The sequence below is a fragment of the Mitsuaria sp. RG genome (assembly GCF_028369275.1).
In the GTDB taxonomy this organism is placed as follows: Bacteria; Pseudomonadota; Gammaproteobacteria; order Pseudomonadales; family Pseudomonadaceae; genus Aquipseudomonas; species Aquipseudomonas peradeniyensis.
Genome location: NZ_JAQMYQ010000020.1, coordinates 1 through 20,315, shown reverse-complemented (window position 1 = coordinate 20,315; position 20,315 = coordinate 1). Strand labels below are relative to the sequence as shown.

The 20,315-nt window shown below is 63.7% G+C and carries 19 protein-coding genes; 4 read left to right on the top strand and 15 right to left on the bottom strand.

The window, feature by feature from the left end:
* Window positions 1-210 precede the first annotated feature (210 nt).
* The 7 genes from POF53_RS13150 to rplM form a co-directional block, all read right to left on the bottom strand.
* A complete protein-coding gene (locus POF53_RS13150) occupies window positions 211-630 on the bottom strand; it encodes a ClpXP protease specificity-enhancing factor (RefSeq protein WP_203647915.1) in 420 nt (139 codons plus the stop codon).
* A gap of 12 nt (window positions 631-642) precedes the next feature.
* Entirely contained in the window at window positions 643-1,266 is a 624-nt protein-coding gene (locus POF53_RS13145; RefSeq protein WP_232854674.1) for a glutathione S-transferase N-terminal domain-containing protein, read from the bottom strand.
* 117 nt (window positions 1,267-1,383) lie between these two features.
* Window positions 1,384-2,163: a cytochrome c1 gene (locus POF53_RS13140; protein ID WP_050703833.1), complete on the bottom strand. Its 780-nt coding sequence runs from the start codon at window positions 2,161-2,163 to the stop codon at window positions 1,384-1,386.
* Window positions 2,163-3,377: a cytochrome b gene (locus tag POF53_RS13135; protein ID WP_498968028.1), complete on the bottom strand. Its 1,215-nt coding sequence runs from the start codon at window positions 3,375-3,377 to the stop codon at window positions 2,163-2,165. The genes POF53_RS13140 and POF53_RS13135 overlap by 1 nt, the downstream gene beginning before the upstream one ends.
* A complete protein-coding gene (gene petA / locus POF53_RS13130) occupies window positions 3,374-3,967 on the bottom strand; it encodes a ubiquinol-cytochrome c reductase iron-sulfur subunit (RefSeq protein WP_023628711.1) in 594 nt (197 codons plus the stop codon). Before petA ends, POF53_RS13135 begins: the two co-directional genes overlap by 4 nt.
* Window positions 3,968-4,232: 265 nt before the next feature.
* The gene (rpsI, locus tag POF53_RS13125; RefSeq protein WP_043198013.1) at window positions 4,233-4,625 is read right to left on the bottom strand and encodes a 30S ribosomal protein S9; all 393 of its coding nucleotides are present in this window, start codon (window positions 4,623-4,625) and stop codon (window positions 4,233-4,235) included.
* A 14-nt stretch (window positions 4,626-4,639) separates the two neighbouring features.
* Window positions 4,640-5,068, bottom strand: a complete 429-nt coding sequence (gene rplM / locus POF53_RS13120) for a 50S ribosomal protein L13 (RefSeq protein ID WP_008097538.1) — start codon at window positions 5,066-5,068, stop codon at window positions 4,640-4,642.
* A gap of 256 nt (window positions 5,069-5,324) precedes the next feature.
* Here rplM and POF53_RS13115 point away from each other — a divergent pair, with 256 nt between their 5' ends.
* Entirely contained in the window at window positions 5,325-6,365 is a 1,041-nt protein-coding gene (locus tag POF53_RS13115) for an NADP(H)-dependent aldo-keto reductase (RefSeq protein ID WP_232854675.1), read from the top strand.
* Window positions 6,366-6,507: 142 nt separating this feature from the next.
* Window positions 6,508-7,506, top strand: a complete 999-nt coding sequence (locus POF53_RS13110) for a GlxA family transcriptional regulator (RefSeq protein ID WP_498968024.1) — start codon at window positions 6,508-6,510, stop codon at window positions 7,504-7,506.
* On the opposite strand, the gene zapE is transcribed toward POF53_RS13110, so the two are convergent.
* The 3 genes from zapE to POF53_RS13095 all read right to left on the bottom strand — a co-directional run bounded on the left by zapE (window position 7,490) and on the right by POF53_RS13095 (window position 10,816).
* Entirely contained in the window at window positions 7,490-8,581 is a 1,092-nt protein-coding gene (zapE, locus tag POF53_RS13105) for a cell division protein ZapE (protein ID WP_498968022.1), read from the bottom strand. The two genes, POF53_RS13110 and zapE, sit on opposite strands and share 17 nt — an antisense overlap.
* 224 nt (window positions 8,582-8,805) lie before the next feature.
* Window positions 8,806-10,155 (bottom strand): tryptophan--tRNA ligase, encoded by a 1,350-nt coding sequence (locus POF53_RS13100; RefSeq protein WP_232854676.1) that lies wholly within the window; start codon window positions 10,153-10,155, stop codon window positions 8,806-8,808.
* 25 nt (window positions 10,156-10,180) lie between these two features.
* Window positions 10,181-10,816 carry an alpha/beta hydrolase gene (locus POF53_RS13095; protein ID WP_232854677.1) on the bottom strand — a complete coding sequence of 212 codons (636 nt, stop codon included), beginning with the start codon at window positions 10,814-10,816 and terminating at the stop codon, window positions 10,181-10,183.
* Between the two features lie 135 nt (window positions 10,817-10,951).
* On the opposite strand from POF53_RS13095, the gene POF53_RS13090 reads away from it, so the two are divergent.
* Entirely contained in the window at window positions 10,952-11,389 is a 438-nt protein-coding gene (locus POF53_RS13090; RefSeq protein WP_203647922.1) for a Z-ring associated ZapG family protein, read from the top strand.
* A 282-nt stretch (window positions 11,390-11,671) separates the two neighbouring features.
* Here the strand turns inward: POF53_RS13090 and mdeB are convergent, their stop codons facing one another.
* Both mdeB and POF53_RS13080 read right to left on the bottom strand, forming a co-directional pair.
* Window positions 11,672-14,353 carry an alpha-ketoglutarate dehydrogenase gene (gene mdeB, locus POF53_RS13085; RefSeq protein ID WP_254464501.1) on the bottom strand — a complete coding sequence of 894 codons (2,682 nt, stop codon included), beginning with the start codon at window positions 14,351-14,353 and terminating at the stop codon, window positions 11,672-11,674.
* 33 nt (window positions 14,354-14,386) lie between these two features.
* Window positions 14,387-15,583, bottom strand: coding sequence for a methionine gamma-lyase (locus POF53_RS13080; protein WP_254464502.1), 1,197 nt, complete (start codon window positions 15,581-15,583; stop codon window positions 14,387-14,389).
* Between the two features lie 127 nt (window positions 15,584-15,710).
* On the opposite strand from POF53_RS13080, the gene POF53_RS13075 reads away from it, so the two are divergent.
* Window positions 15,711-16,190 carry an Lrp/AsnC family transcriptional regulator gene (locus POF53_RS13075; protein ID WP_028689769.1) on the top strand — a complete coding sequence of 160 codons (480 nt, stop codon included), beginning with the start codon at window positions 15,711-15,713 and terminating at the stop codon, window positions 16,188-16,190.
* Between the two features lie 171 nt (window positions 16,191-16,361).
* Here the strand turns inward: POF53_RS13075 and cysN are convergent, their stop codons facing one another.
* From cysN to POF53_RS13060, 3 genes are all read right to left on the bottom strand, one after another.
* On the bottom strand, window positions 16,362-18,263 hold the full coding sequence (cysN, locus tag POF53_RS13070) for a sulfate adenylyltransferase subunit CysN (protein WP_498968018.1): 1,902 nt from the start codon (window positions 18,261-18,263) through the stop codon (window positions 16,362-16,364).
* Between the two features lie 15 nt (window positions 18,264-18,278).
* Entirely contained in the window at window positions 18,279-19,196 is a 918-nt protein-coding gene (gene cysD / locus POF53_RS13065; RefSeq protein ID WP_011535568.1) for a sulfate adenylyltransferase subunit CysD, read from the bottom strand.
* A gap of 271 nt (window positions 19,197-19,467) precedes the next feature.
* Complete coding sequence (locus POF53_RS13060) at window positions 19,468-20,226, bottom strand: Nif3-like dinuclear metal center hexameric protein (protein ID WP_028689771.1); 759 nt, start codon at window positions 20,224-20,226, stop codon at window positions 19,468-19,470.
* Between the last annotated feature and the right edge of the window lie 89 nt (window positions 20,227-20,315).

The window sequence follows — 20,315 nt, the reverse complement described above, 5'->3', positions numbered from 1 at the left end:
CAAGGCCCCATCGAGCCAGAGGCGGTTTCCCGCCCCTGGCCAGGTTACTTCGGCCTCAGGCCTGGAGGCAGCCTTCGGCTGCAAGTCGTGAGCTTCTGAAATTGATTACGATATGTCAATCGGCGTTAATAAATAGCCAACAGCTGTCACAAAACACAGGCATGCGCTCCATGAGGCTCGCGCAGCGGCCGGGATCTTCTTGCTGCGTAGTTACTTGACCACCTTCAGGCTTGGACGGCCACTCGGGCGCGGCGGCTCGGGCGGACCTTGGTCATCCGGCTCCACGGCGTCGTCTTCAAGGTCATCCTCATCCTCGAGCGGTGGCTCCAGCTCGAAGACCATACCCTGACCGTTCTCCCGGGCGTAGATCCCGAGGATGGCGCCGACCGGCACAAAGAGCGAGTGCGCCACGCCGCCGAAGCGGCCTTCGAAGCTCACCGCCTCGTTGTCCATGTGCAGGCTGCGCACGGCACTGGGAGAAATGTTCAGGACGATCTGGCCATCGCTGGCAAAACCCTGGGGCACCTGGACCGCCGGATACTCGGCATTGACCAGCATATGCGGCGTGCAATCGTTGTCGACGATCCACTCGTACAGCGCACGAACCAGATAGGGGCGACTGGAGTTCATCAACGGTTCCTCTTAAACCTTGCGCATTTCACGTTCGGCAGCGGACAGGCTCGCCTGGAAAGGCTCGCGGGCGAACTGTCGCTCCATGTAATCCAGCAGCGGCTTGGCCTGCCGCGGCAATTCGATACCCATCACCTGCAAGCGCCAGAGTATGGGCAGTAGACAGCAATCGACCAGGCTTTGCTCCTCGCTCATGAAGCAGGCCATCTCGCCGAACAGCGGGGCCACGCCGGTCAGGCTCTCGCGCAGTTCCTTGCGCGCCTGGGTGCGTGCCGCCTCGCTGCTGCGCGCATCGAGCACGGTGTCGGCCAGGGCGCACCAGTCACGCTGGATGCGGTGCATCAGCAGGCGGCTGTTGCCCCGGGCCACCGGGTAGACCGGCATCAGCGGCGGGTGCGGGTAACGCTCCTCGAGGTACTCCATCACCACGGTCGACTCGTACAGCGCCAGGTCGCGATCGACCAGGGTCGGCAAGCTGCCGTAAGGGTTCACTTCAATCAGCTTGGGCGGCAGGCGATTGGCGTCGACATCGATGATCTGCACCGTGACGCCTTTCTCCGCGAGCACCAGGCGGACCCGATGAGAGTAATGATCAGCGGGGTCGGAATAGCAGGCTAACCTGTTGGTTGCGCCCATGTAGCGCCTCCTCGCACGGGATGCTTGTAAAACTTCAAATGAAAACGCGCCCGGGGCGCCCCAGCAATATCGCTGGAGCCCCCCGGGCGCGTTCAACTACCAGAAACTACTGCGTGATCAGTGCACGTCCTTCCAGTATTCGCGCTTGAGCAAGTAGGCGAACACGAAGAAGAAAGCCAGGTACAGCAACACGTAGGTACCGATGCGCTGGCTTTCCAGTTTGACCGGGTTGGCCGAATAGGCCAGGAAGGTCACCAGGTTCTTGACCTTCTCGTCGAACTGCTCGGCCGTCAGGGTACCGGATTTCTCCTCCACGGTCAGCTGGTCGCATGCTTCATGGGTCAGCGGACTGCCAGTCAGCGGGTCGAACTGCTTCTTGCCATCGACTTCGGTCTGCACCTGCTTGCAACCGATCACCTGGTTGCCCTGCAGGCCCACCAGCACGTTGGGCATGCCGACGTTGGGGAAGACCTTGTTGTTCACCCCGTATGGTCGCGACTTGTCCTCGTAGAAGCTGCGCAGGTAGGTGTACAGCCAGTCGTTGCCACGCACCCGGGCGACCAGGGTCAGGTCGGGCGGCGCGGCGCCGAACCAGGTCTTGGCATCGTTGGGCTGCATGCCGATCTTCATGTGGTCGCCGATCTTGGCGCCGGTGAACACCAGGTTCTCGAGCATCAGCTCATGGGGAATCCCCAGGTCGTCGGCCACGCGCTCATAGCGTTGGAACTTGGCGCTGTGGCAGCCCATGCAATAGTTGGCGAAGGTGCGCGCGCCATCCTGCATCGCGGCCTTGTCGGTCAGGTCGATATCGACCTTGTCCAGCTCCAGGCCATGTTCGGCGGCGAACGACAGGCTAGGCATCAGTGCCAGCAAGCATACTGCAATCAACTTTTTCATCAGCCAGTCACCCTTTCCGGAACCGGTTTGGTCTTCTCGAGCCTTGTGTAGAACGGCATCAGCAGGAAGTAGGCGAAGTACAGCACCGTGCACACCTGCGACAGCAAGGTACGTCCCGGGGTTGGCGCCAGTACGCCCAGCACGCCAAGGATGACGAAGGACACGCAGAACACCAGCAACCAGATCTTGCTCAGCCAGCCCTTGTAGCGCATGGAGCGCACGGGGCTGCGGTCCAGCCAGGGCAACACGAACAGCACGGCGATCGCCGCACCCATGGCGATGACCCCGAACAACTTGTCGGGCACCGCACGGAGGATCGCGTAGAACGGCGTGAAGTACCACACAGGCGCGATGTGCTCAGGGGTCTTGAAGGCGTTGGCCTGTTCGAAGTTCGGTTTTTCCAGGAAGTAGCCACCCATTTCCGGGAAGAAGAACACCACCGCGCAGAACACGAAGAGGAACACCACCACACCGGCGATATCCTTGACGGTGTAGTACGGGTGGAACGGGATGCCATCCAGCGGAATGCCGTTCTCGTCCTTGTTCTTCTTGATATCCACACCATCGGGGTTGTTCGAACCCACTTCGTGCAGTGCCAGGATGTGCAGCACCACCAGGCCGAGGATCACGATCGGCAGGGCCACCACATGCAGGGCGAAGAAGCGGTTCAAGGTGATGCCGGAGATCAGGTAGTCACCACGGATCCACTGGGTCAGGTCGTCACCGATGACCGGGATCGCGCCGAACAGCGAGATGATCACCTGGGCACCCCAGTAGGACATCTGGCCCCACGGCAGCAGGTAGCCCATGAAGGCCTCGGCCATCAGCGCCAGGTAGATCAGCATGCCGAACAGCCAGACCAGCTCGCGCGGCTTCTGGTAGGAGCCGTAGAGCAGCCCGCGGAACATGTGCAGGTAGACCACGATGAAGAACGCCGACGCACCGGTGGAGTGCAGGTAGCGCAGGATCCAGCCGTACTCGACGTCGCGCATGATGTACTCGACCGAGGCGAAGGCCTCTTCCGCCGAGGGGGTGAAACTCATGGTCAGCCACACGCCGGTGACGATCTGGTTGACCAGCACCAGCAGTGCCAGGGAGCCGAAGAAGTACAGGAAGTTGAAGTTCTTGGGCGCGTAATACTTGCTCAGGTGGTCTTCCCACATCTTCGTCGCGGGGAAGCGCGCATCGATCCACTCCATGAACTTGCTCATCATGCGTTCTCCTGATCGACGCCGATGACGATGATTTCGTCCGACTCGTACGAGTGCGGTGGCACTGGCAGGTTAAGAGGCGCCGGCTGGGACTTGTAGACGCGCCCGGCGAGGTCGTAGTGCGAGCCGTGGCACGGGCAGAAATAGCCACCGACCCATTTCGGGCCCAGGTCGGCGGGAGCGACTTCAGGACGGAACGTCGGCGAGCAGCCCAGGTGCGTGCACAGGCCGACCAGGATGAGGATCTCGGGCTTGATCGAGCGAACTTGCGGATCGACGTAGGTCGGCTGCACCGACGCCTTGGATTCGGGGTCGGACAGCTCGCCGGTGATCTTTTTCAGATTTCCGAGGATCTCTTCCGTTCGCCGCACGATGAATACAGGTTGACCGCGCCACTCGGCCACCATCTGCTGGCCGGGCTCGACCTTGGCGATATTGACCTTCACCGGTGCCCCTGCGGCTTTCGCCTTGGCACTGGGAAACCATGACCCCACGAACGGTACCGCTGCCCCCACTGCCCCCGCTGCCCCGACCACGGATGTCGCGGCTACGAGGAAGCGGCGCCGGCCTGCGTTGACGCCGTCATTGCTCATTCAGTCCTCTCCCATCAGCTTGCTTGGCCTGTTCTAACAGGCATCTACTTAGGTACGTCTGTGGCACTAAAAATTGGCCGCAATGGTAAGGAACAAATCCACACGCTGACAAGGTGATTACCCGCTGGTCGGGCCACTACCCTCGCTTTGCTTGATCTGCGTCTATGCGACAAACGGCCACGGACTAGCAAACAGGTTAGTTGAAGACATAAAAAAAGCCCGGTTCCAAAAAGGAACCGGGCTTTTTTCGACTGCCGAAGCGGTATTAACGCTTGGAGTACTGAGGACGCTTACGCGCTTTACGCAGACCCACTTTCTTACGCTCGACTTCACGAGCGTCGCGGGTGACGAAGCCAGCACGACGCAGGGCGCCACGCAGGGTTTCGTCGTATTCCATCAGGGCGCGGGTGATGCCGTGGCGGATTGCACCGGCTTGACCGCTGACACCACCACCGGAAACGGTGACGTAGATGTCGAACTTCTCAACGGTCTCGGTCAGTTCCAGCGGCTGGCGAACAACCATGCGAGCGGTTTCGCGGCCGAAGAACACGTCCAGAGAACGGTTGTTGATGGAAATGTTGCCAGTGCCCGGACGCAGGAATACACGTGCGGTTGCGGTCTTGCGACGGCCAGTGCCGTAGTTTTGAGTCGCCGACATAATGAACTATCCCGTTAGATCTTCAGTTCTTGAGGCTGCTGAGCAGTGTGTGGGTGAGCTGCACCCGCGTACACTTTCAGCTTGCGGTACATGTCGCGACCCAGCGGGTTCTTCGGCAGCATGCCTTTGACCGCGGTTTCGATAACACGCTCAGGGGCCTTGGCGATCAACTTCTCGAAGTTGATTTCCTTGATACCGCCCGGGAAGCCGGAGTGGGAGTAGTACATCTTGTCGGAAGACTTGGCACCAGTCACACGGATTTGCTCGGCGTTGATGACGACGATGTAGTCGCCGGTGTCAACGTGAGGGGTGTATTCTGGCTTGTGCTTGCCACGCAGGCGGCTAGCGATTTCGGTAGCCAGACGACCCAGGGTCTGACCAGCGGCGTCGACTACGAACCACTCGCGCTTTACTGTTTCCGGTTTAGCAGTAAAAGTTTTCATTCTCTAAAGCCTCAGAGGCCGCCCAGCGAAAAATAGACGGCGAATCTTACTGGATAGTGCACAGCTTGCCAAGGGCAAGCGCGCAGCCGAACGCTGACGCTTTTGGGGGCTCGGGTCGGGCACGCCAATGTTCGACAAGGGTTCCCTTTGTGGTGGTGCATCACTTCCGCCACACGGAGAGGGGCCGAATTATCCAGATTGCAGGAAAAATTTCAACCTGCTTTTATGGACCTCTTTGCCACGGAGCGCCTTCCCGATGGATTACCGCAAGCTCGCTCGTACCGACCTCAACGTCAGCGCCCTGTGCCTGGGCACCATGACCTGGGGCGAGCAGAACACCCAGGATGACGCCTTCGCCCAGATCAAGCTGGCCAAGGCCCACGGCATCAACTTCATCGACACCGCCGAGATGTACCCGGTGCCGCCGCGCCCGGAAACCTATGCCGCCACCGAACGCATCATCGGCAACTGGTTCGCCGCCAACGGCGACCGCGACGACTGGATCCTCGCCAGCAAGGTCGCCGGCCCCGGCAACGGCATCAGCCATATCCGCGACGGCCAGCTCAAGCACAACCGCCAGCACATCGTCGCCGCCCTGGACGAGAGCCTGAAGCGCCTGCAGACCGACCGCATCGACCTGTACCAGTTGCACTGGCCCGAGCGCAGCACCAACTTCTTCGGCAAGCTCGGCTACCAGCACCTGCCCCAGGACATCTTCACTCCGCTGGAGGAAACCCTGGAGGTGCTCGACGACCAGGTGCGCGCCGGCAAGATCCGTCATATCGGCCTGTCCAACGAAACCCCATGGGGCACCCTGAAGTTCCTGCACCTGGCCGAGACCCGCGGCTGGCCGCGGGCGGTGTCGATCCAGAACCCCTACAACCTGCTCAACCGCAGCTTCGAGGTGGGCCTGGCGGAGGTGGCGATCCGCGAGCAGTGCGGTCTGCTGGCCTATTCGCCGCTGGCCTTCGGCATGCTCTCGGGCAAGTACCAGGACGGCGCCCGCCCGGCAAACGCCCGCCTGACCCTGTACAGCCGCTTCGCCCGCTACTCCAACCCGCAGACCGTGGCCGCCTGCGACCGCTACGTGCAGCTGGCTCGCGAGCATGGGCTGGACCCGGCGCAGATGGCGCTGGCGTTCGTGACGCGCCAGCCGTTCGTAACCAGCAACATCATCGGCGCCACCAGCATCGAACAGTTGCAGAGCAATATCGACAGCCAGGCGCTGAACCTGGGCGATGAGCTGCTGGCGGCGATCGAGGCGGTGCATCAGGAGCAGCCGAACCCGGCGCCTTGAGCGTAGCCCCCCATCGCGAGGCAGGCGTGGGAGCGGGCTTGCCCCGCGAGGGAGATCGTACTTTGGCGGGGTAGACACAATCGCCAAAAAATAAGACGATCCAGCCGGTGATTGACCACTCTACCCTATAAGAACAATGACAATGATGTTTACCCAACCCTCCGCGTCCTTGCGGCGCGTCAGCATCCTGGCCGTGGATAAAGTGTTCGCTTCGACACTGATGCAGGCCAAGGATTTCTTCCACCTGGCCAGCCTGCGCTACAGCAAGCAGCTGGGCCTGGGCCTGCAGCCGATGTTCGAGATCGGCCTGGTGAGCCCGGACGGCTTGCCCGTGGACAGCTTCAGCAACGTGCAGCTGCCGGTCGACAGCGGCCTGAACGACGCCGACGTGATCATCCTGCCGGCGTTCTGGGACGACTTCGACAACCTGCTGCAACGCTATCCCCAGGTCCTGCCCTGGTTGCGCGAGCAGCATGCCCGTGGCGCGGTGCTGTGCGCCGAGGCCAGCGGCGTGTTCTGGCTGGCCGAATCCGGGCTGCTCGATGGCAAGGAGGCGACCACCTACTGGCGCTTCTTCGCCAACTTCGCCGAGCGCTTCCCGAAGATCCGCCTGAACCAGGACAAGCACCTGACCGACGCCGACAACCTGTACTGCGCCGGCGGCACCACCTCAGCCTGCGACCTGTACATCTACCTGATCGAGCGTTTCTGCGGCGCCAACGTGGCCCGCGCCGTGGCCCGCGACATCCTCTACGAGGTGCAGCGCAGCTACACCCCGGGGCGCATGGGCTTCGGCGGCCAGAAGCTGCACCAGGACCTGATCATCCTGCAGATCCAGCACTGGCTCGAGGAACACTTCGCCGACAAGTTCCGCTTCGAGGACGTGGCCCGCAACCACGGCATGAGCATCCGCAACTTCATGCGCCGCTTCCAGAGCGCCACCGGCGACAAGCCCCTGCACTACCTTCAGCGGCTACGGATCGAGACGGCCAAGGGCCTGCTGTCGAGCACGCGCAAGAGCATCAAGACCATCAGCTACGAGGTGGGGTACGACGACGCGAGCTTCTTCGCCCGGTTGTTCCGCCAGCACACGGAGCTGTCGCCGAACCAGTATCGGCAGCAGTTCATGCAGGAGGCCTGAGCCTTCTATCGTGGGACTGCATCTCCAGCAACCGGCTCAGGGTCCGCTGGAACTCGAAGCTCAGGCGCCCGCCGGTGTACAGGTCCTTGAGCTCCACCTCGGCCGAGATGATCAGCTTCACGTTACGGTCGTAGAACTCGTCGACCATGTTGATGAAGCGCCGGGCGATGTCGTCGGTGGTCACGCCCATCTGCTCGACGTTGCTCAGCAGCACGGCGTGGAAGATCTTGCCCAGCTCGATGTAGTCGTTCTGGCTGCGCGGCCCATCGCACAGGGCACGGAAGTCGAACCAGGCGACGTCGTCGCAGGTGCGCAGGGCATGAATCTCGCGGTTCTCGATCATCAGCACGTCGTTCTCGACGGCCTGGGTGCACTCTGGGGTCAACGCTTTGAAGCTGGCGCGCAGGCTTTCATGCGCCGCGTCGTCGAGCGGGAAGTGGAACAGCTCGGCCTGTTCCAGGTGGCGCAACCGGTAGTCCACCCCGCTGTCGACGTTCACCACATCGGTGTACTGCTTGATCATGGCGATGGCCGGCAGGAAGCGCGCGCGCTGCAGGCCGTCCTTGTACAGGCCGTCCGGCACGATGTTGGAGGTGGCCACCAGCGACACGCCGTTCTTGAACAGCTCTTCCATCAGGGTGCCGAGGATCATCGCATCGGTGATGTCGGAGACGAAGAACTCGTCGAAGCAGATCACCTTGGCCTCTTCGCTGAAGCGCTTGGCGATGATGGTCAACGGGTTCTTCTCGCCCTTGAGGGTCTTCATTTCCTCATGGACGCGCTTCATGAAACGGTGGAAGTGCGTGCGCATCTTCTGCTTGAAGGGCAGCGCTTCATAGAAGGTGTCGACCAGGTAGGTCTTGCCTCGCCCTACCCCACCCCAGAAGTACAGGCCCTTGACCGGCGTCTGCTCCTTCTTGCCGAACAGCTTGCCGAACATGCCCGGCTTGTTGTTCTGCGCGCGCACCAGGTCATCGTACAGGCGCTGCAGGTGACGCACCGCAGTTTCCTGCGCCGCGTCATGGAAGAAGTCGGGACGTTTCAGATCTGCTTGATATCGTTCTAGGGGCGTCATGATTTCGTTAGCGAGGCAACAAAAAACGGGCCGTCACTGTAGCGACCGGCCCGCCTGATGGCAATGATACATGCGACCACTTGCCTCATTACCTGCACCTGTAGGAGCGGCCTTGCGCCGCGAAAGGGCTGCGCAGCGGCCCCGGGATCTCCGTTTCATGCAGAACTGCCGGGGCCGCTTCGCGCCCCTTTCGCGGCACAAGGCCGCTCCTACAGGGGAAGCGCTCAGTCCTGCTGTGGCGCCAGGGCCTCGCGCAGGCTTGCGATGGCTGCATCACGGGCCTCAGCGGCCTCGAACTGCGGCCCGTCGGCAACCTGCTCACCTTCCAGCCACAGGCTGAAGCTCAGGCCCTCGACCCGTACATCGGCCTCGCCACCTTGCTGCAGTTGCTTGCTCACCGCCCCTGCGCTCTTGCCATCGGCGAAGCTGCGCGACAGCAGCAGTTGCTCGCCATCGGCGGCCAGCAGGCGGAAACGGAAGCTGCCGTCTTCATCGCGGAAGCTGACAAAGCGGGCGGCCTTGGCGGCCTTCTTCTTCACTTCGGTGCTGGCCTGGACCGCCGTGCGGAACGAACGCAGGCCAACCGCCTCGCGCAGCTGCTCGAGGAACGGCGTGGCGATCTTGCGGGCCTTGGCGGCACCGGTAAGGAGAATGTCCTCCAGATCCGACGGGCGCGAGATCAGCTGGTGATAGTGCTCGCGCTTTTCCGCCAGCTGGCCGTCGAGCAGCTGGAACAGACGCTGCTTGGCCTCGCCCCAGCCCAGGCCCTGTACCAGCTCTTCGCGGAACTCGGCGCACTGCGCTGGCGTGGAGAAGGCCTGGAACAGGGTGAACAGGTGCGAATTGTCCGGGTCCTTGGCCTCGCCCGGCGCCTTGGAGTCGGTGACGATGCGCGAGATGGCGTCCTTCATGTCCTTGGCGCTGGTGAACAGCGGGATGGTGTTGTCGTAGCTCTTGGACATCTTGCGACCGTCCAGGCCCGGCAGGGTGGCGACGCTCTCCTCGATCACCGCCTCCGGCAGGGCGAAGAAGTCCTTGCCCTGGCCGAACAGGTGGTTGAAGCGCTGGCCGATGTCGCGGGCCATTTCCACGTGCTGGATCTGGTCGCGGCCGACCGGTACCTTGTTGGCGTTGAACATCAGGATGTCGGCGGCCATCAGCACCGGGTAGCTGAACAGGCCCATGGTCACGCCGGCATCCGGGTCTTCGCCGGCCTCGACGTTCTTGTCCACCGAGGCCTTGTAGGCGTGGGCGCGGTTGAGCAGACCCTTGGCGGCGACGCAGGTCAGCAGCCAGGTCAGCTCGGGGATCTCGGGGATGTCCGACTGACGGTAGAAGGTCACCTTGTCCGGATCCAGGCCACCGGCCAGCCAGGTGGCGGCGATTTCCAGGCGCGAGCGCTGGATGCGCTGCGGGTCGTCGCACTTGATCAGGGCGTGGTAGTCGGCCAGGAAGTAGAACGAGTCGACGCCGGGCTGCTGGCTGGCGAGGATGGCCGGACGGATGGCGCCGGCGTAGTTGCCCAGGTGCGGGGTGCCGGTGGTGGTGATACCGGTGAGGATGCGCGTGGTCATGGGTGTTCGCTTATTCAGGCTTGGCTCAGTTCGAAAGGCGCGGCAGCAGCAGATCCTTCAGATCGGTCAGCTTGCCATGGAAGAAGTGTCCGCATTCTGCCACTTTCAGCAGCTCATGGGGACGCGACAGGTCATTCGACCAGTCGTAGACCAGCTGCGGATCGACCACTTCGTCGGTGTCCGGCTGCACCACCGTGAGGGTGACACGCTCAGGCAACGGGAACTGTTCGCTCAGGCGCATCACCGCCGGGGCGATCATGAACAGCTGCTGCAGGGCCGCGCCCCCGGCTTCCAGGCGCCCGGCCAGGCTGGCGGCGACGAAACCACCGAAGGAGAAGCCCATCAGCACCAGCGGCAGTTCGGGATGCTGCGCGCGCAGCCAGGCCGCGGCAGCCTCGGCATCGGCCACTTCACCGGCGCCCATGTCGTGGCTGCCGGCGCTCTGGCCAACGCCACGGTAGTTGAAGCGCAGGGTGACGTAACCGGCGTCGCGGGCGGTGCGTTGCAGGGTCGAGACCACCTTGTTGAGCATGGTGCCGCCCTGGACCGGGTTGGGGTGGCAGATCAGCACCGCGCCGCGGGCGTCGGCCACGTCCAGGTACAAGGCTTCCAGCTGGCCACACGGGCCATCGATGAACAAGGGTGTTTCGCGGATAAGCAAGGCACTACTCCGTGACCTCGAGGAGGGTCGACTCGTCTAGCTGAGGAATTCTGTTCTGATTTGCGATCGCTCGCGGTATACAGCGCAGGTCTGAGCCGTTAACGTAAAGCAAAGCCGTTTATAGAGGAAGGACTCGTGGAACACTCGCTCCTTGTTTGGTTGCTGCCGACCCTGGCCCTGGTTGTCGGCGTCGGCGTCGGTTTCGCGCTGGCCCGCCTGCTGCCCAACGCGGCACCGAGCAACACCCAACGCCAGCTGGATGACATCCAGCAGCGCTTCGACAATTACCAGAATGAAGTGGTGACCCACTTCAACAGCACCGCTTCGCTGGTCAAGAAGCTGACCCAGAGCTACCAGGACGTCCAGGATCACCTGGCCGACGGCGCCAACCGCCTGGCCCTGGATGAACTGACCCGCCAGCGCCTGCTGGCCGCGCTGCACTCGGAAGCCGCGCAAGGCCCGCGTGATCGCCTGACGCCGCCGAAGGACACCGCCGAGGTGCCGCGCGACTACGCACCGAAGACCCCGAACTCGCCGGGCATGCTCGACGAGAGCTACGGGCTCAAGCGTTGAGTCGATGACAAGCAGAAGGCCTCGAAAGAGGCCTTTTTTGTGGGCAGGATCTACCCGCCATATCACTCACTCAATACCTGTAGAAGATCTCCCAAATGCGCCTGCGTGCAGGGAAACGTCGCAAATTGCACCAGCGGGGGGAGCGGGCTTGCTGTGGTGTATGGCACCGGCTTCGCCGGTGATCGCGGGGCAAGCCCGCTCCCACGCAGTTCCATTTAACTCACAGCGTAATGTTTTCCGTGGGAGCGGGCTTGACCCGCGATAGGGCTGGCACAGGCTACCTCACCGATACCAGGCCGCCCCCTCCTCGCCAATCCCATACCGCGCCCTCGCCTCCCCCAGCACATCCGCCGGCAATACGCCCTGGCACACCAGCCCGTACAACGCCGCCAAGACCACGGCATGCCGGTCCACCTCAAAGAACCGCCGCAGTTGCTGACGCGTATCACTGCGCCCGAATCCATCGGTGCCCAGGGTGATGTAGGGCGCCTGCACATACTCGGCAATCAGCTGCGGCCAGGCACGCACATAGTCGCTAGCCGCAATCACCGGGGCATCACCGGGCAGGCTTTGACGCACATGGCAATCTCCCTGATCCCCGGCCATCGCCAGGCGTTGCGCATCCCTGGCCCCACGCGCCAGCTCGCTGAAGCTGGTGACGCTGAACACCTCGCTGTCGACCTGCCAGTCGCTGGCCAACAACTCGCCGGCGGCGATCACCTCGCGCAGGATGGTGCCCGAACCCAACAGCCGTACCTGGCCACGGGGCGCTGCCGACGCATGCCGGGCAAACCGGTACATGCCTCGCAACACATCCTCGTGCACGTCCTCGGGCAATGACGGCTGCGGGTAGTTTTCATTCATCACCGCCACGTAGTGGAACTCGTCTTGTTGCTCTACCAGCATGCGCCGTGCGGCATGATCAAGGATCACCGCCAGCTCGCCGGCAAAGCACGGGTCCCAGGCCCGGCAGTTGGGCACCATGGAAGCCATGACCAGGCTCGAGCCGTCCTGGTGCTGCAGCCCCTCGCCACCCAGCGTGGTGCGCCCCGCGGTGGCACCGAGCAACAGACCGCGGGCGCGCTGGTCGGCGGCGGCCCAGATCAGGTCGCCGACCCGCTGGAAGCCGAACATCGAGTAATAGATGTACACCGGCAGCATCGCCTCGCCATGCACCGCGTAAGCAGTCGCCGCCGCGATCCACGAGGAGATCGCCCCGGCCTCGGTGATGCCCTCCTCCAGCAACTGGCCGTCGCGCGCTTCCTTGTAGACCAGCAGTGAGCCGGCGTCCTCCGGCTCGTAGCGTTGCCCCTGGGGCGAGTAGATGCCGATCTGGCGGAACAGGCTGGCCATGCCGAAGGTCCGCGCCTCATCGGCGACAATCGGCACTACCCTAGGCCCCAGCCCCGGCACCTTGAGCCAGTTGCCGAGCAGGCGCACGGCGGCCATGGTGGTGGACATCTCCTTGCCCTCGGCGCGCAGGGCAAAGCCGGCGAAGCTGTCCAGGTCCGGCACGGGCAGGCCGGCGCAGTCGCTGCGCCGCACCGGCAGCGGCCCGCCCAGGGCCTCGCGGCGCTGGCGCAGGTAGATCATCTCCGGGCTGTCGGCGGCCGGACGATAGAACCGCAGCTGCTCCACTGCCTCATCCGACAGCGGCAGGTGGAAACGGTCGCGGAAGGCCAGCAGTGCCTGCACATCGAGCTTCTTGGCCTGGTGCGCGGTCATCCGCGACTCGCCGGCGCTGCTCATGCCGTAGCCTTTCTTGGTCTTGGCCAGGATCACCGTCGGCCGGCCCTTGCAGGCCTTGGCCGCGGCATAGGCGGCATGCAGCTTGCGAAAATCGTGGCCACCGCGCTTGAGGGCGTTGATCTCGTCGGCGCTCATATGCGCCACCAGGCGCTGCAGCGCCGGGTTCTGCTTGAAGAAGTGCTCGAGGTTGTAGCTGCCGTCCTTGGCGCCGAGGGTCTGGAACTGCCCGTCGGGTGTCGCTGCCAGCTGGCGCAGCAGCGCATGCTCATGATCCCGGGCGAACAGCGCGTCCCACTCCGAGCCCCACAGCACCTTGATCACGTTCCAGCCGGCGCCGCTGAACAGCGCTTCGAGTTCCTGGATGATCTGGCCGTTGCCGCGCACCGGGCCGTCCAGGCGCTGCAGGTTGCAGTTGACGATGAAGGTCAGGTTGTCCAGGCCTTCGCGGGCCGCCAGGGTCAGGCCGGCGATCGATTCCGGCTCGTCCATCTCGCCATCGCCGAACACGCCCCACACATGCCGCGCCGAGGTGTCGAGCAGGCCGCGGTGCTGCAGGTAGCGCATGAACCGCGCCTGGTAGATGGCATTGAGTGGGCCGATGCCCATGGAGCCGGTGGGGAACTGCCAGAAGTCAGGCATCAGCCAGGGATGCGGATAGGAGCACAGGCCATTGCCCGCGACTTCCTGCCGGTAGTTGGCCAGTTGCGCCTCGCTCAGACGCCCTTCAAGGAAGGCGCGGGCATAGATGCCCGGCGCCGAGTGCGGCTGGAAAAACACCAGGTCGCCACTGCGCTGCGCGCCGCCGCCCTCGCCACGGAAGAAATGCTGGAAACCGACCTCGAAGATTTCCGCCGCCGAGGCATAGCTGGCGATATGCCCGCCAAGCTCGCCGTAGGCATGGTTGGCCCGCACCACCATGGCCAGGGCGTTCCAGCGCAGGATGCCGGTGATTCGCTCGTCCAGCTCCAGATCGCCCGGATAGTTGCCCTGCTGCTCCACCGGCAAGGTGTTGCGATAGGCCGAGAAGGCCTGGGCCTCACGTTCAAGGCCCAGTTCCAGGGCATGGGCCTGCAGGCGCTGCAGCAGATAGCGCGCCCGTGCCGGGCCACAGTGTGCCAGGGTCGAGGACAGGGCCTCGCACCACTCGGCGGTTTCCCCGGGGTCACTGTCCAGGGCGGCTTCGAGGGCCGTCAACGGCTCGTTCGGGTTCATCATCGCTACCATCGCGCAGGCCTCGTCCGTGGCGGTTCAGGCGCAGGCCTTCAGGGCCTGGGCAATGTCGGCGAGCAGGTCGTCGATGTCTTCCAGCCCCACCGACAGACGCACCAGGCCTTCCGAGATGCCGTGCTCGGCACGCTCCTGCTGGGTATAGCTCGAATGGGTCATGCTCGCCGGGTGCTGGGCCAGCGACTCGGCATCGCCCAGGCTGACCGCGCGGCTGAACAGCTGCAGGGCGTTCATGAAACGACGACCGGCCTCGATCCCGCCCTTGAGTTCGAAGGCGATCATGCCGCCCGGCAGGCGCATCTGCCGCTGGGCCAGCGCGTACTGCGGGAAGGACGGCAGGCCCGGGTAATGCAGCAGCTCGACCTGTGATTGTTCGGCGAGGAACTCGGCCACCTGCTGGGCATTGGCGCAGTGGCGGTCCATGCGCAGGGCCAGGGTCTTGATGCCGCGCATCAGCAGCGCCGCGTCATGGGGCGACAGCACCGCGCCGGTCATGTCCTTGAGCCCTTCCAGGCGGATGCGATCGACCAGCGCCTTGCGCCCGACCACCAGCCCGGCGGTGATGTCGCCATGCCCGGACAGGTACTTGGTGGCCGAATGCACCACCAGGTCCACGCCCAGTTCCAGCGGGCGCTGCAGGTAGGGCGTGCAGTAGGTGTTGTCGACCACGATGCTCAGGTCGTGGCCACGGGCGGCATCGACCACCGCGGCGATATCCACCAGTTGCATGTTGGGGTTGGCCGGGGTTTCGAAATAGATCATCCGCGTCTTCGGAGTGATCGCGGCCTGCAGTGCCGGGATGTCGTTGAGGTCGACATGGCGGATCTTCACGCCGAACTCGCCGATGCCGTGGTGCAGGTAGGCGAAGGTGCAGCCGTACAGGGTGCTGCCGACGATCAGCTCGTCACCCGGGCGTAGCAGGGTCCATAGCGTGGCGGTGATGGCGCCCATGCCGGAGGCCAGCGCCAGCCCGGCCTCGCCTACTTCCAGGGACGCCATGCGCTGCTCGAGCAGGGCCAGGGTCGGATTGGAAATACGGCTATAGAAATGCCCCGGTTCCTCACCCGCGAAGCAGGCGGCGCCGTACTCGACGGTGGGGAAGGCATAGGTGGCGGTCTGGTACACCGGCGGCACCAGGGCGCCGCCGTGGGACAGCGGGTCGTAGCCATGGTGGATGGCCCGCGTGGAGAATCCGGTGTTCTTGTTGGAGTCGCGCATGGCAACAGCCTCTTGTGGTTTGTTATAAGCTTATGCCACCAAGCTGCCGCGCTTTTTCCAAATTTGCCCACGCAATCGGGCATGTTTTGAAAGAAAAACAACAAAAACAGAACCAGGAGGGCAAGATATGCCTTCAGCTCTCGACCGTACCGACCGCGCCCTGCTCGCCGCCCTGCAGGACAACGCCCGCCTGACCGTTTCCGAACTCGCCGACCAGGTCGCCCTGACCACCTCGCCCTGCTGGCGGCGGGTCAAGTTGCTGGAGGACAACGGCTACATCACCGGCTACCAGGCCATTCTTTCGCCCAAGTCACTGGGCTTCGGAGTGACCGCGTTCGTCAGCATCATGATGGACTCCCACACCAAGGAGATGGCTCTGGCGTTCGAGCAAAGGCTGATGGAGATTCCCGAGATCGTCGCCTGCCACAACATCTCCGGGCGCTATGACTTTTTGCTGGAGATCCTCGCCCGGGACCTGGAGTCGTTTGGCGAGTTCACCCGGGAGGTGCTGCAACGCTTGCCGGGGGTGAAGGAGATCTATTCGAGTTTTTCGTACAAGGCGGTGAAGGAGCGACGGGTGATCCCGGTTTCCGAGAAACACATTTAGAGAGTCGGGGGCGCGCTGCGCCCCGTTCGCGGCACAAGGCCGCTCCTACAGGGTTGTGCGGTCCCCTGTAGGAGCGGCCTTGTGCCGCGAAAGGGCTGCACAGCAGCCCCGGCTCTCCCGAACCAAACAAAAAACCCCGCCGAAGCGGGGTTTCTCAGATCACGCGGTTACTCAGATCGCGCCACGCAGACGCAGCACATCCAGCACCAGCTTCACACCTTCATCGACACTGACCGACTGGGTGTCGATCACCAGGTCCGCATCCAGCGGCACATCGAACGGGAAACTCTCGCCCGGAATGTTGTCGCCACCGGCCGCGTACAGCCCCTGTGGATCACGCTCACGGCACACCAGCGGCGACGCCTGGACGTAGACGGTGACCAGGCGCTCCTTGCCGATCAGCGCCTTGGCCTGCTCGCGGCCTTCGGCATCCGGGGCAACGAACGCAGCCAGGGTCAGCAGGCCGGCTTCGTTGAACTGGCGCGCCACATGGGCGGCGCGGCGCCAGTTCTCGGTGCGCCCGGCGCGATCCTGCGGCAGGCCCTTGTTCAGGTCGTGGCGCAGGTTCTGGCCATCGAGCACATAGACCGCACGGCCCATGTCGAACAGCTTGCGCTCCACCGCGTAGGCCAGGGTGCTCTTGCCGGCGCCGGACAGGCCGCTGAACAGCACGGTGGCCGGCTGCTGGCCGAAGCGCAGGGCGCGCTCTTCGGTCGACACATGGGCCAGCTTGCCGTGCTGACCGGTGCTGCCGTGCGGCAGTACCGGCGGGGCGATGATCATGCCGGCGCCGACGGTGCCGTTGGTCAGGCGGTCGATGACGATGAACGCGCCGGTGGTGCGGTTGCTCTCGTAGCCGTCCAGGGCAATGGCGCTGTCCAGCGCGACCTTGACCCGGCCGATCTCGTTGAGATGCAGCGCGCTGGCGGGGCCCTGCTCCAAGGTGTTCACATCGACCTTGTGGGTGATGCTCGCAATCGAGCCCGGCACGTAGCTGGTGGCGCGCTTGATGTCGTACTTCTTGCCCGGGAGCATTGGCTCCTCGGCCATCCACACCAGCATGGCATCGAACTGGTCGGTGACCGACGGTACGTTGTCGGCATGTACCAGCAGGTCGCCACGGGAGATGTCGATCTCGTCTTCCATCGTCAGGGTCACGGCCTGGCCGGGGCCGGCGTTCTCCAGTTCACCTTCGTAGGTGACGATGGACTTGACCCGGCTGCTCTTGCCCGACGGCAGCACGACGATCTCGTCGCCCTTGTGCACCACGCCACCGGCGATGGTGCCGGCGAAGCCACGGAAGTTCAGGTTCGGACGGTTGACGTACTGCACCGGGAAACGCAGGTCGGTGACGTTGCGGTCGGCGGCGATCTCGACGGTCTCGAGGATCTCCATCAGCGCCGGGCCCGTGTACCACGGCGAACGCTCGCTGCGGTTGACCACGTTGTCGCCCTTGAGCGCCGACATCGGCACGAAGTGCAGGCTGCTCGGCTTGAGGTTGATGCCCTCGGCGAACTTCAGGTAGTCGGCCTTGATCGACTCGAAGACCTGCTCGTCGAAGCCCTTGAGGTCCATCTTGTTGACCGCGACGACGATGTGCTTGATGCCCAGCAACGAGGCGATATAGCTGTGCCGGCGGGTCTGGGTCTGTACGCCGTAGCGGGCATCGACCAGGATGATCGCCAGATCGCACGTGGACGCGCCGGTGGCCATGTTGCGGGTGTACTGCTCGTGGCCCGGGGTGTCGGCGATGATGAACTTGCGCTTGGCGGTGGAGAAGTAGCGGTAGGCGACATCGATGGTGATGCCCTGCTCGCGCTCGGCCTGCAGGCCGTCCACCAGCAGCGCCAGGTCGACTTCCTCGCCAGTGGTGCCGGATTTTTTCGAGTCGCGGGTGATGGCCTCGAGGTGGTCCTCGTAGATCATCTTCGAGTCGTGCAGCAGGCGCCCGATCAGGGTGCTCTTGCCGTCGTCCACGTTGCCACAGGTCAGGAAGCGCAGCAGCTCTTTACGCTCGTGCTGGGCCAGGTAGGCGAGGATGTCCTCGCTGATCAAATCGGATTGGTGCGACATGAGGAAACCCTGAAATTAGAAGTAGCCTTGGCGTTTTTTGTCTTCCATGGAACCGGCGCCATCGTGGTCGATGACGCGGCCCTGGCGCTCGGACGTTCGGGTCAGGAGCATTTCCTGGATGATGTCCGTCAGGGTCTCGGCTTCAGACTCGACCGCGCCCGTCAGCGGGTAGCAGCCCAGGGTACGGAAACGCACTTTCTTCTTGACGATGCGCGCCTTCTCCTCGTCGCTCAGGTGCTCGAGGATGCGCTCGTCGTCGATCATGATCAGGGTGCCGTTCTTCTCGATCACTTCGCGCTCGGCGGCGAAGTACAGCGGCACGATCGGGATGCCTTCGAGGTAGATGTACTGCCAGATGTCCAGCTCGGTCCAGTTCGACAGCGGGAACACGCGGATCGACTCGCCCTTGTTGACCTTGCCGTTGTAGATGTTCCACAGCTCCGGGCGCTGGTTCTTCGGGTCCCAGCGGTGCTTGCTGTCACGGAACGAGTAGACGCGCTCCTTGGCCCGCGACTTCTCTTCGTCACGGCGCGCACCGCCGAAGGCGGCGTCGAAGCCATGCTTGTCCAGCGCCTGCTTCAGGCCCTGGGTCTTCATGATGTCGGTGTGCTTGGAGCTGCCATGGGTGAACGGGTTGATGCCCTGCGCCACACCCTCGGGGTTGACGTGGGTGATCAGCTCCAGGCCCATCTCTTCGACCATCTTGTCGCGGAAGCGGTACATCTCCTGGAACTTCCACTGGGTGTCGACGTGCATCACCGGGAACGGCAGCTTGCCCGGGAAGAACGCCTTGCGCGCCAGGTGCAGCATGACCGCGGAATCCTTGCCGATCGAGTACAGCATCACCGGGTTGTCGAACTCGGCGGCCACCTCGCGGATGATGTGGATGCTCTCCGCCTCCAGCTGTTTCAAGTGCGTCAGATTGTCGACCATGGCTACTCACGAAAAACGATCTTATGGACGGCCTGCGGGCCGTGTTCGAGCGAGCCACTTTATCACAGCACCTGATTCTATTTAGGAGGCTGCCTAGATCGAAACAATCTAACGATATGACTGGGGGTTTGGGCCCTGTAGGAGCGGCCTTGTGCCGCGAAAGGGCTGCAATGCAGCCCCGGCGATTTATGCATCAACGCTGAAATCCTGGGGCTGCTGCGCAGCCCTTTCGCGGCACAAGGCCGCTCCTACAGGAACGACATCTGCATCATCAGATCGGATTCGGGCAATCGATGAACAGGTGCTCGACCGCGAACCGCCGCGCCAGGTAATCGCCCAGCGCCTGCACGCCATAGCGCTCGGTGGCGTGGTGCCCGGCGGCGATGAAGCTCACGCCGTTCTCGCGGGCACTGTGGAAGGTCTGCTCCGACGCCTCGCCACTGATGAACAGGTCGACCCCGGCGGCGATGGCGGTGTCGATGTAGCCCTGCCCACCGCCGGTGCACCAGCCGACCCGGCGGATCATCTGCTCACCCTCGACGACCAGCGGCTCACGCCCCAGCGCCTCGCGCACCCGGCGGGCAAAGTCCCGCGCCGACACCGGTTCCGCCAGCGAACCGACCAGGCCGACCACCTTGGGGTTGTTCGGGTCCAGCGGGCCCTCCACCGTGATATCCAGCTGGCGCGCCAGCTGCACGTTGTTGCCCACTTCCGGGTGTACGTCCAGCGGCAGGTGGAAGGCCAACAGGCTGATGTCGTGCTTGAGCAGGGTCTTCAGGCGCCGCTGCTTGATCCCGGTGATGCACGGGTTCTCGCCCTTCCAGAAGTAGCCATGGTGCACCAGCACCAGGTCGGCTTCGGCCTCGACCGCCGCGTCCAGCAGCGCCTGGCTGGCGGTCACGCCGCTGACGATACGGCTGACCTGGGGGCGGCCTTCGACCTGCAGGCCGTTGGGGCAGTAGTCCTGGATCTTCGCGCTGCCCAGGTAGCGCTCGGCTTCCTCGACCAGGGTATTGAGGGCGACGGCCATGAAAAATCTCCTCGAATTCGGCGTTGCACCAGGGCGCAAGGCCCTATAATGGCCGCCATTATGGGCCGTCGCCGGTTTCGGGGGAACCG

Bases quoted from the DNA above. Each gene is read 5' to 3' on its own strand.
- cysN (WP_498968018.1), bottom strand. From the start codon at position 18,263: ATGTCGCACCAATCCGATTTGATCAGCGAGGACATCCTCGCCTACCTG.
- mdeB (WP_254464501.1), bottom strand. From the start codon at position 14,353: ATGATGAACCCGAACGAGCCGTTGACGGCCCTCGAAGCCGCCCTGGAC.
- POF53_RS13140 (WP_050703833.1), bottom strand. From the start codon at position 2,163: ATGAAAAAGTTGATTGCAGTATGCTTGCTGGCACTGATGCCTAGCCTG.
- petA (WP_023628711.1), bottom strand. From the start codon at position 3,967: ATGAGCAATGACGGCGTCAACGCAGGCCGGCGCCGCTTCCTCGTAGCC.
- cysD (WP_011535568.1), bottom strand. From the start codon at position 19,196: ATGGTCGACAATCTGACGCACTTGAAACAGCTGGAGGCGGAGAGCATC.
- POF53_RS13075 (WP_028689769.1), top strand. From the start codon at position 15,711: ATGCCTTCAGCTCTCGACCGTACCGACCGCGCCCTGCTCGCCGCCCTG.
- POF53_RS13145 (WP_232854674.1), bottom strand. From the start codon at position 1,266: ATGGGCGCAACCAACAGGTTAGCCTGCTATTCCGACCCCGCTGATCAT.
- zapE (WP_498968022.1), bottom strand. From the start codon at position 8,581: ATGACGCCCCTAGAACGATATCAAGCAGATCTGAAACGTCCCGACTTC.
- rplM (WP_008097538.1), bottom strand. From the start codon at position 5,068: ATGAAAACTTTTACTGCTAAACCGGAAACAGTAAAGCGCGAGTGGTTC.
- rpsI (WP_043198013.1), bottom strand. From the start codon at position 4,625: ATGTCGGCGACTCAAAACTACGGCACTGGCCGTCGCAAGACCGCAACC.
- POF53_RS13060 (WP_028689771.1), bottom strand. From the start codon at position 20,226: ATGGCCGTCGCCCTCAATACCCTGGTCGAGGAAGCCGAGCGCTACCTG.
- POF53_RS13110 (WP_498968024.1), top strand. From the start codon at position 6,508: ATGATGTTTACCCAACCCTCCGCGTCCTTGCGGCGCGTCAGCATCCTG.
- POF53_RS13150 (WP_203647915.1), bottom strand. From the start codon at position 630: ATGAACTCCAGTCGCCCCTATCTGGTTCGTGCGCTGTACGAGTGGATC.
- POF53_RS13080 (WP_254464502.1), bottom strand. From the start codon at position 15,583: ATGCGCGACTCCAACAAGAACACCGGATTCTCCACGCGGGCCATCCAC.
- POF53_RS13100 (WP_232854676.1), bottom strand. From the start codon at position 10,155: ATGACCACGCGCATCCTCACCGGTATCACCACCACCGGCACCCCGCAC.
- POF53_RS13135 (WP_498968028.1), bottom strand. From the start codon at position 3,377: ATGATGAGCAAGTTCATGGAGTGGATCGATGCGCGCTTCCCCGCGACG.
- POF53_RS13115 (WP_232854675.1), top strand. From the start codon at position 5,325: ATGGATTACCGCAAGCTCGCTCGTACCGACCTCAACGTCAGCGCCCTG.